This is a genomic window from Acidovorax sp. FHTAMBA (genome assembly GCF_038958875.1).
Lineage (GTDB): Bacteria > Pseudomonadota > Gammaproteobacteria > Burkholderiales > Burkholderiaceae_C > Acidovorax.
Genome location: NZ_CP152407.1, coordinates 106705 through 119585, shown reverse-complemented (window position 1 = coordinate 119585; position 12881 = coordinate 106705). Strand labels below are relative to the sequence as shown.

Annotated in this window: 10 protein-coding genes and 1 pseudogene; 9 read left to right on the top strand and 2 right to left on the bottom strand. The window is 61.0% G+C overall.

Annotated elements, in window-relative coordinates; all coding sequences use genetic code 11:
- Positions 1–90: 90 nt before the first annotated feature.
- Entirely contained in the window at positions 91–1023 is a 933-nt protein-coding gene (argC, locus tag AAFF19_RS00510; protein ID WP_008903816.1) for an N-acetyl-gamma-glutamyl-phosphate reductase, read from the bottom strand.
- Between the two features lie 163 nt (positions 1024–1186).
- Here argC and sucC point away from each other — a divergent pair, with 163 nt between their 5' ends.
- From sucC to tfpZ, 9 genes and pseudogenes are all read left to right on the top strand, one after another.
- Positions 1187–2347 carry an ADP-forming succinate--CoA ligase subunit beta gene (gene sucC, locus AAFF19_RS00505; protein WP_008903817.1) on the top strand — a complete coding sequence of 387 codons (1161 nt, stop codon included), beginning with the start codon at positions 1187–1189 and terminating at the stop codon, positions 2345–2347.
- 15 nt (positions 2348–2362) lie between these two features.
- Entirely contained in the window at positions 2363–3259 is an 897-nt protein-coding gene (gene sucD, locus AAFF19_RS00500) for a succinate--CoA ligase subunit alpha (RefSeq protein ID WP_008903818.1), read from the top strand.
- 393 nt (positions 3260–3652) lie between these two features.
- The gene (locus AAFF19_RS00495) at positions 3653–6244 is read left to right on the top strand and encodes a serine/threonine-protein kinase (protein WP_342721050.1); all 2592 of its coding nucleotides are present in this window, start codon (positions 3653–3655) and stop codon (positions 6242–6244) included.
- 17 nt (positions 6245–6261) lie between these two features.
- Entirely contained in the window at positions 6262–7050 is a 789-nt protein-coding gene (locus AAFF19_RS00490; protein ID WP_085942508.1) for a Stp1/IreP family PP2C-type Ser/Thr phosphatase, read from the top strand.
- 44 nt (positions 7051–7094) lie between these two features.
- The gene (locus tag AAFF19_RS00485; RefSeq protein ID WP_034693286.1) at positions 7095–7751 is read left to right on the top strand and encodes an FHA domain-containing protein; all 657 of its coding nucleotides are present in this window, start codon (positions 7095–7097) and stop codon (positions 7749–7751) included.
- Between the two features lie 86 nt (positions 7752–7837).
- Positions 7838–9995 (top strand): annotated as a pseudogene (locus tag AAFF19_RS00480) (adenylate/guanylate cyclase domain-containing protein).
- A 12-nt stretch (positions 9996–10007) separates the two neighbouring features.
- The gene (locus AAFF19_RS00475; protein ID WP_342721049.1) at positions 10008–10799 is read left to right on the top strand and encodes a 3',5'-cyclic-nucleotide phosphodiesterase; all 792 of its coding nucleotides are present in this window, start codon (positions 10008–10010) and stop codon (positions 10797–10799) included.
- A gap of 207 nt (positions 10800–11006) precedes the next feature.
- Entirely contained in the window at positions 11007–11516 is a 510-nt protein-coding gene (locus AAFF19_RS00470) for a pilin (RefSeq protein ID WP_342721048.1), read from the top strand.
- Positions 11517–11561: 45 nt separating this feature from the next.
- A complete protein-coding gene (tfpZ, locus tag AAFF19_RS00465; protein ID WP_342721047.1) occupies positions 11562–12338 on the top strand; it encodes a TfpX/TfpZ family type IV pilin accessory protein in 777 nt (258 codons plus the stop codon).
- Here the strand turns inward: tfpZ and moaC are convergent.
- Complete coding sequence (moaC, locus tag AAFF19_RS00460) at positions 12335–12835, bottom strand: cyclic pyranopterin monophosphate synthase MoaC (protein ID WP_342721046.1); 501 nt, start codon at positions 12833–12835, stop codon at positions 12335–12337. The two genes, tfpZ and moaC, sit on opposite strands and share 4 nt — an antisense overlap.
- Between the last annotated feature and the right edge of the window lie 46 nt (positions 12836–12881).

Genomic DNA, 12881 nt, shown 5'->3' with positions numbered 1-12881 from the left:
GGTGAAAATGGCCGCTAGCGCTTTACCAGCAAGCGCCAATAGCTACTAAATCAATAGCAATCATGCCCTGCCATTGCAGGGCGTGTCGGTTTACAGGCCCAGCATCAGCTGCAGGTTCTGCACTGCGGCCCCGCTGGCGCCCTTGCCCAGGTTATCGAGGCGCGCCACCAGCACGGCCTGGCGGTGGGTTTCGTTGCTGAACACCCGCAGCTCCAGCTTGTTGGTGTCGTTCAGCGCGGTGGGCTCGAGCTTGCCGTCGTCCGTGGGTGGCAGCACGCTCACCCATTGCGCGGGCGTGTTGCTCTTTGCATAGTGCGAGGCCAGCGCGTCGTGCAGGTCTGCGGCCTTGGGCTGGCCGGGCAGCAGATCCAGATGCAGCGGCAACTGCACCAGCATGCCCTGGCGGAAGTTGCCCACGGCCGGCACAAAAATGGGTCGGCGCGTGAGCCCGGTGTATTTCAAAATTTCGGGCAGGTGCTTGTGCGCGAGGCCCAGTGCATACAGCTCGAACGGCGCCGCCTGGCCTTGCTCATAGGCTTCGATCATGGTGCGTCCGCCGCCCGAATAGCCACTGACGGCGGGCAGCGCGAGCGGGAAATCATGGGGCACGAGGCCTGCATCCACCAGCGGGCGCAGCAGGGCGATGGCGCCGGTGGAATAGCAGCCGGGGTTGGAAACGCGCAGCGCATCGCGCACGGCTTGCGCCTGGCCTGCGGCGAGCTCGGGAAAGCCAAACACCCAGCCGGGTGCCGTGCGGTGCGCTGTGCTGGCGTCGATCACCTTGACCTGGCGGCCGGTGGTCTTTTCGATCTCATCGACCATGGCCACGGTCTCGCGCGCGGCATCGTCGTGCAGGCACAGCACCACCAGATCCACGCCCGCAATGAGGTCGCGCTTGGCAGCGGGGTCCTTGCGCAACTCGGGCGCAATGCTCACCAGCTCCACCTGCGGCATGGCCTGCAGCCGTTCACGGATCTGCAGGCCCGTGGTGCCGGCTTCGCCATCAATAAAGATTCTGGACATCGGAATGCTCCTGCTATGGGGTGGATGCGCCTGTAAGCTTGGCACAAGGGATGGTGCGTTGCAACATGATACAGTCGCCGGTTGCCATGTCCCCAGCCCGCGGCCAGACATTTTGTTGTCCATGGTAAACGGGTAAATACCACCCTTCCCTGAGAGAGACCTCATGAAGATTCACGAATACCAAGGCAAGGAAATCTTGCGCAATTTTGGTGTGCCCGTTCCGCGTGGCATTCCCGCATTCACGGTGCAAGAAGCCGTGGAAGCAGCCCAGAAGCTCGGCGGCCCCGTGTGGGTGGTCAAGGCCCAGATCCACGCCGGTGGCCGTGGCAAGGGTGGTGGCGTGAAGGTGGCCAAATCCATTGACGACGTGAAGGCCCGCGCCAGCGAAATCCTGGGCATGCAGCTGGTCACGCACCAGACCGGCGCCGAAGGCCAGAAGGTCCGCCGCCTGTACATCGAAGACGGCGCCGACATCAAGAACGAACTGTATGTGTCGTTGGTCACCGACCGCGCCACGCAGAAGGTCGCCCTGATCGCGTCCAGCGAAGGCGGCATGGACATCGAGGAAGTGGCCCACTCCACGCCCGAGAAGATCATCACCGAGATGATCGACCCGCTGACCGGCATCACCGAAGCGCAGAGCCGCAAGGTGGCAGCAGCCATCGGATTGAGTGGCGCCTCGATCGACCAGGCCGTGGACATCTTCGCCAAGATCTACAAGTGCTACATGGATACCGATGCGTCGCTGGTGGAAATCAACCCGCTGAACTGCGACTCCAAGGGCAACCTGATGGCCCTGGACGCGAAGTTCAACTTTGACGCCAACGCCCTGTTTCGTCACCCTGAAATCGTGGCCTTCCGCGATCTGGACGAAGAAGATCCGGCCGAAGTGGAAGCCTCCAAGTTCGACCTGGCCTACATCAGCCTCGATGGCAACATCGGCTGCCTGGTGAACGGCGCGGGCCTGGCCATGGCCACCATGGACACCATCAAGCTGTTTGGCGGCGAGCCAGCCAACTTCCTGGACGTGGGCGGCGGTGCCACCCCCGAGAAGGTGACTGAAGCCTTCAAGATCATGCTGAAGAACCCCAAGGTCGAAGGCATTCTGGTCAACATCTTTGGCGGCATCATGAAGTGCGACACCATTGCCACCGGCGTGATCACCGCCTGCAAGGCCGTGAACCTGAACGTGCCGCTGGTCGTGCGCATGAAGGGCACGAACGAAGAGCTGGGCAAGAAGATGCTGGCCGAGTCCGGCCTGCCCATCATCGCTGCAGACACCATGGCCGAAGCTGCGACCAAGATCGTTGCTGCCGTCAAGTAAGCCCGGAGAACACACATGTCGATCTACATCAACAAAGACACCAAGGTCATCACCCAGGGCATCACGGGTAAGACGGGCCAGTTCCACACCGAAAAGTGCCAGGAATACGCGAACGGCAAGAACTGCTTCGTGGCAGGCGTGAACCCCAAGAAGGCGGGCGAGTCGATCTTCAATATCCCGATCTACGCCTCCGTCAAGGAAGCCGCCCAGCAGACCGGCGCTACCGTCTCGGTGATCTACGTGCCCCCAGCAGGCGCTGCGGACGCGATCTGGGAAGCTGTGGAAGCCGATCTGGACCTGGCGATCTGCATCACCGAAGGCATTCCGGTCAAGGACATGCTGATGGTGCGCAACAAGATGAAGGCCAAGGAAGCCGCCGGCGGCAAGAAGACGCTGCTGCTGGGCCCCAACTGCCCTGGCCTGATCACGCCTGACGAAATCAAGATCGGCATCATGCCCGGCCACATCCACCGCAAAGGCCGTATCGGCGTAGTGAGCCGCTCGGGCACGCTGACGTACGAAGCCGTGGCCATGCTGACCGAAGTGGGCCTGGGCCAGTCGAGCGCTGTGGGCATTGGTGGCGACCCCATCAATGGTCTCAAGCACATCGACGTGATGAAGGCTTTCAACGACGATCCAGACACCGACGCCGTGATCATGATCGGCGAAATCGGCGGCCCCGACGAAGCCGAAGCCGCGCAGTGGTGCAAGGCCAACATGAAGAAGCCTGTCGTAGGCTTCATCGCTGGCGTGACCGCCCCTCCCGGCAAGCGCATGGGCCATGCTGGCGCGCTGATCTCCGGTGGTGCCGACACGGCTGATGCCAAGCTGGCCATCATGGAAGAGTCGGGCTTCATCATCACCCGCAACCCTTCGGAACTGGGCAAGCTGCTCAAGGCACAGCTCAAGTAATCCCCGGGCCTCCCGCTTCACCCGCTCTGGACACGCCGCAAGGCATGGGTTGGGGCCGTAGGAGCCACGAAAAAGCGTCTGCAACCGCAAGGTTGCGGACGCTTTTTCGCTTCTGACCGTTTTCAATGCCTGTTACTTTCGGTGACAAAAATGGCATGGGCCTCCGGTTCCGCTGCGGGATGCGACAAGAACGGCACAGTGCGTCTTGCCGCCTGTGTGTCTGCACCGCTGCCCGCGCGCTGCACCACACCCGGCCAGCCCCGGCGTAAATATTGCTTTTAAGTGCCACCAATACAGCGAGTGGAACAGCAGCAAGTGGGACGAACAAGATCGGTACGGTGGCTTGGCAGGGGGCGCACCGAAGGGCTGCGTGGCGCGCTGGCTGCTGCTGCCATGGTTGCGCTGTGTGGGGCCACTGGGGTGCTTCAGTGGCTGGACTTCCGGGTGTATGACGCCGCCACCCGCATCACTGCACCGCCTCCGTTGCCGGAAATTGCCGTCATCGGCATCGATGACGCCAGCCTGGCTTCTCTGGGGAGCCCGCCATGGTCTCGTGACCTGTATGCCCGGCTGATTGACCAGCTCTCTTCAGCCGGCGCTCGGACCATCGCACTGACGCCGTCCCTTGCACAGCCTCAGCCCGATCAGGGTCTTGCCTATCTGCGAAAGATGCGCGAAACCCTTGTGCGCGCAGCAGACCCCTCACCGTTGGCCGCGGAACTTGCCCGAACGGTGGACGAGGCGGAGAAGGCGCTGGATGCCGACGCCCGCCTTGCGGCCAGCATCCAGCGGGCAGGCAACGTGTTTCTGACATCGCGCCATGCACTGGCGGGCGGGGCTGGCGCGCCGCTGCCGGCCTATGCCCACCGCAGCGTGCTGCCTGACCCTGCCAGCCTGGCGCTCGCCGCAACATCGGCACAGTATCCCGTGCCAGCCCTTGGATCGGTGGCGGCGGGTGTGGGCCACCACACCTTGGTCGAAGATGAAGATGGACGCCTGCGCCGTGTGCCGCTGGCCCTGCGGTACGACAACGTGGGAATCCCTGCCTTGGCCCTGCTGGTGGCCCGGCACAGCCTTCATCTTGGCCAGGATCAGCTCAGCACCCAGACCGAGCCGAACTCCGTGCGCATCGGCGGGCTGAACATTGCGACGGATGACTTGGCCTTCATGCGCCCGCGCTTTCATGCTGCGCAGGACGGTGTGCCGGCGTTTCCCGTTCTGTCGTTCGCCAGCGTGGTCAACGGCAAGGTGCCCGCCCACAGTTTCAAGGACAAGGTGGTTCTGGTGGGCGAAACCAGCGACGCGCTGGTGGAGTCGCGGGTGACCACGAGCGCGGGCACCCTGTACCCGGTGGAGGTCCTTGCGCACACCCTTTCTGCGATACGGCAGGGCTTGGTGGTGCAACGGCCCGCATGGGCAGCGGGCGTATCGTGGGGTATTGCGCTGTGCGCGCTGATGTTTGTGGCACTCGGGCTGCCCCGGCTTTCGCACAGGGTGGGCGGGGTTCTGAGCGTTTCGCTGTTGCTACTTCTGGTGGCCACGGGCTGGGCCCTTCTGCGCCATGCGGGGTGGTGGGTGCCAGTGGCGCCAGGCGCATTGGCCCTGCTGGCAGGATTTGGAGCGTTCACAACGCTGCAGACCCTGGCGAAAGCCCACACGCACTCCTCTGGCGAAACGGCAGAGACCGATCGAATGATGGGGCTCGCCTTGCAGGGACAAGGGCAGCTGGACATGGCCTTTGACCGCCTGCGCCGGGTGCCACCCAGCGATGCGCTGATGGACAACCTCTACCACCTGGCCCAGGACTTCGAGCGCAAGCGCAACCTTGCCAAAGCCAAGTCGGTCTACAAGCACATCCTGCAGCACAACCGCGAATTCAAGGATGCCTACGTGCGCTACCGGCGTGTGCGGGCGCAACTGCACCAGGAGGCGGGAGCCACGCCCTCCAGTACGCCAGCGTCGGTCCCGCCCGGCACCACCAGCGCGCGGTTGCCCGGAGACGCTGCTCCCGGCGTGCCCATGCTGGGCCGCTACCAGATCGACAAGGAACTCGGCAAGGGTGCCATGGGGGTGGTGTATTTGGGCCGCGATCCCAAGATCGGGCGCGTGGTGGCCATCAAAACGCTGGCGCTCGGCGAGGAGTTCGAGGGCGAGGCGCTCATTGATGCACGGGCGCGCTTTTTCCGCGAGGCGGAAACCGCAGGGCGCCTACAGCATCCCTGCATCGTCACAATTTTCGATGCGGGTGAGGAGCACGACCTGGCGTACATCGCCATGGAATTCCTCAAGGGCGCAGACCTCACGCAGGCGTGTCGCGCCGGGCAGCTGTTGCCGGTCGGCACAGTTCTTTCTATCGTGTCGCGCGTGGCCGACGCGCTGGACTACGCCCATGCACACCAGGTGGTGCACCGCGACATCAAGCCGGCCAACATCATGTTTGACGCTGCCACTGATGCCGTCAAGGTGACGGATTTCGGAATCGCCCGCATTACGGACTCCAGCAAGACCCGCACGGGTCTGGTGCTGGGAACCCCCAGTTTCATGTCACCCGAGCAACTGGCCGGTAAAAAGGCGGATGGCCGGTCCGACCTGTACTCCCTGGGCGTCATGTTGTTCCAGTTGCTCACCGGCTCGTTGCCCTTGCGTGGCGAATCCATGACCGAGCTCATGCACAAGATCGCCACCGTGGACGCACCGGACATCCGCGAGCTCCGTCCGGAGCTGCCGCCCGCCGTGGCGCGCGTGGTGGCGCTTGCCCTTCAAAAGCGCCCGGAGGCCCGCTACCAGACGGGTCGGCAATTCGCCGCCGACCTGCGGCAGGCGGGCGCTGCGGACGGACAGGCGGGGTCGCCCAGGCCGGGGGCAGTCGTCTATGATGCGCTCCGCGATGCAACAGGGCAGGAAATGGCGGATTTTCAGAAAACCGTGATGGAGACACCCGCTGGACGAGGTGCAGCATCCCTGCCGAAACCTGGCGCCCGATGACGCTCGCACCCACATCCATGACCTACGAATTTTTTGCGCGAACCGACAAGGGACGCGTGCGCACCAACAATGAAGATGCGGTGGCGGTCGACCGGGAGGCACAGGTGGCCATCCTCGCCGACGGCATGGGCGGCTACAACGCAGGCGAAGTGGCCAGCGGCATGGCCACCACCTTCATCCGCACGGAAATGGCGCGCTGGCTGGGGCAGGCAGGCCCGACGCCGCAATCCACGGACGTGCGCCGGGCTCTGGAGATCTGCGTCGAGAACGCCAACCACGCCATTCTGGGCGCGTCGCTTTCCAACCCGCAGTACGCGGGCATGGGCACCACACTGGTGGTCGGTGTGTTTCATGGCAGCCGGCTGATCCTGGGTCATATCGGTGATTCGCGTTGCTACCGCCTCAGGGACGGCAAGATGCAACAGATCACCCGCGACCATTCCTGGCTGCAGGAGCAGGTCGATGCGGGGCTTCTCACGGCGCAACAGGCCGCGCTTTCCTCCAACCGCAACCTTGTCACCCGCGCTCTGGGCGTAGAGCCCAACGTGATGATGGAGGTCAACGAGTTCCAGGTGGCACCGAACGACCTGTTCCTGATGTGCTCGGACGGGCTCACGGACATGGTCACCGACGCGGATCTGGTGGAACTGGTGCGCGCCCCGCTGCCCCTCGAAGAAAAGGCAACCCTGCTCATCGAGACCGCCAATGCCAATGGCGGTCGTGATAATGTCAGTGTGCTGCTGGTGCAAGCGGCCGCTGCAGGCAAGAAGCGCGGCCTCATGTCTCGTTTGCTGGGTGCCGCCTGAATGGCCCCGACTACAACAATTACTCATCACATCAGGAGTGGATCATGCCCAGAATGATCGTTTCAATCGACGGCGTCGTCATCAAGGAGGTGCAGCTGACCAAAGAGCGCACCACGCTCGGTCGCCGTCCCTATAACGACATTGTGATCGACAACCTCGCGGTGAGTGGCGAGCACGCCGTCATCCACATGACGGGCGATGACGTGGAAATTGAAGACTTGGGCAGCACCAACGGCACCTACGTCAACGCCAAGGCCGTCAAGCGCCAGGAACTGCGCAATGGCGATACCGTGGAAGTGGGCAAGTACAAGATCCGCTTCCTGCACGAAGCGGAAGGCCAGAACTTCGAGAAGACCATGATCTTCAAGCCGGGCATGGTGCCGCCCTTGGCCACGGCCTCGCGCCCCGCCCCCTTGGCTGCCGCGCCTGCTGCGGCACCCATTTCGGCCGTGATCCGGGTGATGTCGGGCGCCGCAGCCGGCCGCGAAGTGTCGTTGCAAAAAGTGGTCACCACCATCGGCAAGCCGGGTGTAGCGGTAGCCTCCATCACCAAGCGCCACCAGGGATTCGTGCTGGCCCACGTTGAAGGCCCCGAAATGCCATTGCTCAACGGTGCATCCATCGGAGCGTCGCCCGTGCCGCTCAAGCACGGAGACCGGCTGGAGTTGGCAGGCACGGAGATGCAGTTCGAGCACGGCTGATCGCCCAGCGGGCGGCACGTCCGGACACCGCGCCAAAAACCATGACCCTGCAGCCTTGGCCAATGTTGCGGCGACATGGGCGGCGCATGCTGGTGACGCTGATCCCTTTGGCGTTCGCCCTGCTGCATATTTCCGGCACCCTGCATCTGCAGGTGCTGGAGCGGCTGGAAAACATCATTTACGACACCCGGCTGCGCGCGACCATGCCGCGTACGCTGGATGAGCGCATCGTCATCGTCGACATCGATGAAGAAAGCCTGGAGCGCGTCGGGCACTGGCCCTGGGGGCGGGACAAACTGGCGGCTCTGGCGCACGAACTGTTTGAACGCCAGCAGGCGGCGGTAGTGGGCTTTGACGTCCTCTTTGCCGAAGCTGACGGCAGCTCGGGCCTCCCCAACCTCCAGCGCCTCGCACAGGGGGCTTTGCGGGACCAGGCGGGGTTCCGCGAACAGCTGGAGCAACTGGCCCCCTCACTGAACTATGACGCCCTCTTTGCCAGCGCCCTTCAAGGGCGGCCTGCAGTTTTGGGCTATTACTTCACCAGTGACCGGGACGGAAGAGCCAAAGGATCTTTACCAGCGCCCGCCTTGCCCGCCGAGAGACTTCGCGACCTGCCCTTGCGTGCAACATCCTGGGGCGGCTACGGGAGCAACATCCAAGAACTGGCGCGTGCAGTTCCAGTGGCAGGTTTCTTCAACTCCATCACCGATGACGACGGGGTTGTCCGATCACTTCCCTTGCTCGCGGAGTATCAGGGCAAATACTACGAGTCGCTGGCCTTGGCGATGTTTCGTGCCCTGCTGGAGCTGCCCGACATCCACCCTGACTACGTCAATGCCAACCCCCAGGGCGCGCACGATACGCTGCGCAGCATTGTGCTGCGCCAGCATGGCCGGGAGCTTGCGCTCCCGGTGGACGACAAGCTTGCAACGCTGATCCCCTTTCGCGGTCCCGGCGATGTGGATGGGGGGTCATTCCGGTATGTCTCCGCATCCGACGTTCTGGATGGAAGGCTGCCTGCCAGCAGTCTTCAGGGAAAGCTGTTGCTCGTCGGCTCGACAACTCCGGGCTTGCTCGATCTGCGTGTAACACCCGTTGGCAGAACCTACCCGGGCGTGGAAGCGCATGCCAACATGCTTTCTGCGTTTCTCGATGGCAAGAGCATCGTCCGCCCGGACTATGCAGTGGGCTTTGACGCCGCCCAACTGTTTTGCACGGGCGTCCTTTTGGCCATTGCCTTGCCCCTGCTTTCCGCCACGTGGGCAGTGCTGCTCAGTGTGGCGGTAGTTGCCATGCTTGCGGGCGTCAATCTTCGCTGCCTTCGCACTGAACATGGTTTACGGCTACTTTGTGGAAAGCCGGGCCAAGCGCGAACTGGCTGCGCTGTTTGGAACCTACGTACCCCCCGAGTTGGTGGACGAGATGGTCAAGCAGCCGGAAAACTACAGCATGCAGGCGGCCAGCCGCGAGCTCACGGTGATGTTCTGCGACATGCGGGGTTTTACCGCACTGTCCGAGCAAATGGACCCCTTGCAGCTGCAGGCCCTGCTCAACGACGTTTTCAGCCGGCTCACCCACATCATCCGCAGCCATCAGGGAACCATTGACAAGTACATGGGCGATTGCGTGATGGCGTTCTGGGGCGCCCCGGTGCCCATGCAGGAGCACGCCCAGCGTGCAGTGCACGCCGCGCTGGACATGGAGCGCGCGGTCGAGCAGTTCAACGCCTCCAACCGCGAACGTGGGCTCCCTGAAATTGGCATCGGTATCGGGCTCAACACCGGCACCATGTGCGTGGGCGACATGGGCTCAGACATTCGCCGCAGCTACACGGTGATCGGTGACGCCGTCAACCTGGCTTCGCGCCTGGAAGGCCTGTCCAAACACTATGGCGTGCGCACCGTGGTGAGTGAATCCACCCATGCCCAGGCACCGGATTTCATCTGGCAAGAGCTGGACTTGGTGCGCGTCAAGGGCAAAGCCCAGGCTGTGGCTATCTATTCGCCAGTTGCCCCGCTGCAGACCGGAATGCCGCGCAAAGTGGAGGAATTGTCCATATGGAAACACTTCCTGGACGCCTATCGCGCCCAGGACTGGGCACAATGCGGCAAACTGCTGGTGAACTTACAGCAAACTACCGCGCCCTCCACCCTCTACGAACTGTATGCCGCCCGTGTACAAACCCTCCAGGGGCAGGCCGTCGATCCAGAATGGGACGGCGCCACCAATTTCGACACCAAATAGACAGGTTGGCCCATGAAGGTTCGCGTGCTGGGCTGCTCCGGCGCCATCGCCAAAGACTGCCGGACCACCTCGTTCCTTGTCGATGCCAACATCTTGGTCGATGCGGGTACAGGCGTTGGCGACCTTACCTTGGACGAGATGCGCAAGATCGACCATGTGTTTCTCACCCATTCGCACCTGGACCATATTGCAGCGCTGCCACTGATGCTGGATGCGGTGTCATCGCTGCGCGCTACACCAGTGATGGTCTATGCCCTGCCAGAAACGATCGCAGCGCTGCAAGCCCATGTGTTTAACAACATTATCTGGCCGGACTTCAGCACCATCCCCACCGCAGCTCAACCGCTTCTTCAATACGCCCCTCTTGCAGTGAACCAGCAGATAACGATTGGGGCACGACTTGTGGAGGCACTGCCTGCATTACATACGGTTCCAGCAGTTGGATATGCAATCCGTGGGGGCACCGGCTGGTGGGTCTTCAGCGGTGACACCGGCAAAAACCCTGCCTTCTGGGCATGGGTGAACTCCGTGCCGGTATCTCTTCTGGTTGTTGAAACGGCTTTCAGCAACCGGGAGAGCCAACTTGCAGCAAAGAGCCTGCATCTCTCACCGAGCACCCTCGCTCAAGAACTCTCGCAGCTTCGTGCAGACCGAGCCTTTCCCATTTACATAACCCACACCAAGCCATCTGAAACGGCACTTATCATGGATGAGATTCGACAGTTCGATGTAGTGCCGCTGCTTGACGGGGGCGGAGCGCACGACATACGGTGGTTAGAAGCAGGGCAGATTTTCGAGTTGTAACAAAATGCCGTAAATGACAATGATGATGGAACAAAATTGTCATAAGCAGCAACTGCAGCACTTTGTGGCCAGGGGATAGCAAAGCAAGCAAGCTTCGGGGGGGGCAAACGCAGTGAAAGGAAGGTGGCACGCAAACTGCTTATAGGTTGGCAACCTGAAGAATTGTTCGACAGGTGTTCACATGCAAACTGCTCCTAGGAGAATTTTATGAAGCGTACCCTGCAACAAGGTTTTACCCTGATCGAACTGATGATCGTGGTGGCGATTATTGGCATCTTGGCAGCTGTGGCTCTACCTGCCTACCAAGACTACACAGTGCGTGCTCGCGTCACTGAAGGTCTCGTAGCCGCTTCTGCGGCCAAAATTAACGTTGCGGATGTTTTGTCTTCTGGCAACCCGAATGCATCTGCTCAAGGTTACAACTTGGGCTTTACTTCGCCAACCGCTTCGCGGAATTTGACTAGCGTAACTATTGCTCCTGCTACTGGTTTGATTACCGTTACCACCACAGCTAACGCAGGCAACGGTACACTGACCCTCATGCCTTATTTGGGCGCCGCTCTGCCAGGTACCGCATTGCCTGTTGGTACAGCAACCTTTACACCACCAGCAGATTCCGCTAAGTGGCGTTGTGCTGCTGTCGGTGCAACACCGTTGGCGGTTGGTCAAACCGCTGGTACGCTTCCGGCTCGGTTTGCCCCTGCCGAGTGCAAATAATCTCAGCTACCGCTTATCGAAGGGCGCCTCGGCGCCCTTTTTTATATGTTTTTTCGTACTCGATTTAAGACAGCTCTCAAAGCGTCGGCTACCCACCTATTCCTGAGCATTGCCATTGCAGTATTATGCGCGGCTTTGGTATTTGGTTTCTGGTACCCTTCTCCCTTCGATGAGTTGGCTAGAGGGCGGGAGATTTTTCTGCTTGTGATGACCGTTGATGTTATATGTGGACCACTATTAACATTCATAGTTTTTGATCAGAAAAAGCCAAAATCAGAGCTGTGGCGAGATTTGGCAGCAATCGGTCTGATTCAAATTTCTGCATTAGGTTATGGAGTATCAAGCCTGATGAATGCCAGACCAGTCTGGATTGCGTTTGAAGGCGACAGGTTTCGAATCGTTAGCGTTCCAGACATTAACCTAGATCAGCTGCATCTGGCCTCAGCACCGTTGCAACGCCTGAGTTTCACCGGCCCCAAGTTGGTGGGAGTCCGATTGGCGACCAGTTCAGATGCCGATTTTAAAGACAGCATCTTCCTCGCATTGAATGGCGAGCCCCCAGCGTTTCGACCTGCACGTTGGGTTCCTTACGAAACGCAGGTGCGAGATGTCATCAAGGCCTCTAGACCAATAGGAAATTTATTGCAGAAGTACCCGGCGCAGAGAATTGCTTTGGATGAGATTGCCGCTAAAAACAATTCGCAGCTGACTCAATTGGGCTACATGCCGCTGTTGGCAGAAGGAACGCTTGAGTGGACAGTAATCATTGGTTTGACAGATGGACAACCAAAAGCGTACCTTGCGTTAGATGCTTGGGATTAAACGCAATGGGGGGGCGACCGAAAATCCAGAGATTTGCCCCCTCGCTTCTCAATCACTCTCACCCCATGCATTGACATTCCTCGGTCTACTGCCTTGCACATGTCGTAAATGGTAAGCAGTGCCACCTGCACAGTGGTGAGCGCCTCCATTTCCACACCCGTCGGACCCACCGTTTCCACTGTCGCAGTGCATTGCACTGAGTTGCGAGCGGGCAGGACTTCAAATTCCACAGCCACCCTCGTCAACGCCAATGGATGACATAACGGAATTAGCTCACTTGTCCTCTTCGCTGCCATGATCCCTGCGACGCGCGCAACGCCCAGCACGTCGCCCTTCTTGGCAGTTCCGGACTCAATCAGTGCCAAGGTGGCAGGCAACATTTCGATCCGGCCAATTGCGACGGCCACGCGGTGGGTGGCGGCCTTGGCGCCAACGTCCACCATGTGGGCTTGGCCTTGGGCATCGAAGTGGGTGAGGGGTGAGGCGGGGGTGGACATGGACAATGGAGCGAAACGTTTTTGGGGCGAAGGCATCATAAGGCGT

Excerpts from the sequence above, each read along its gene's own strand:
- AAFF19_RS00470 (WP_342721048.1), top strand. The coding sequence starts at position 11,007 with ATGAAGCGTACCCTGCAACAAGGTTTTACCCTGATCGAACTGATGATC.
- AAFF19_RS00490 (WP_085942508.1), top strand. The coding sequence starts at position 6,262 with ATGACCTACGAATTTTTTGCGCGAACCGACAAGGGACGCGTGCGCACC.
- sucD (WP_008903818.1), top strand. The coding sequence starts at position 2,363 with ATGTCGATCTACATCAACAAAGACACCAAGGTCATCACCCAGGGCATC.
- argC (WP_008903816.1), bottom strand. The coding sequence starts at position 1,023 with ATGTCCAGAATCTTTATTGATGGCGAAGCCGGCACCACGGGCCTGCAG.
- sucC (WP_008903817.1), top strand. The coding sequence starts at position 1,187 with ATGAAGATTCACGAATACCAAGGCAAGGAAATCTTGCGCAATTTTGGT.
- AAFF19_RS00485 (WP_034693286.1), top strand. The coding sequence starts at position 7,095 with ATGCCCAGAATGATCGTTTCAATCGACGGCGTCGTCATCAAGGAGGTG.
- AAFF19_RS00495 (WP_342721050.1), top strand. The coding sequence starts at position 3,653 with ATGGTTGCGCTGTGTGGGGCCACTGGGGTGCTTCAGTGGCTGGACTTC.
- moaC (WP_342721046.1), bottom strand. The coding sequence starts at position 12,835 with ATGTCCACCCCCGCCTCACCCCTCACCCACTTCGATGCCCAAGGCCAA.
- tfpZ (WP_342721047.1), top strand. The coding sequence starts at position 11,562 with ATGTTTTTTCGTACTCGATTTAAGACAGCTCTCAAAGCGTCGGCTACC.
- AAFF19_RS00475 (WP_342721049.1), top strand. The coding sequence starts at position 10,008 with ATGAAGGTTCGCGTGCTGGGCTGCTCCGGCGCCATCGCCAAAGACTGC.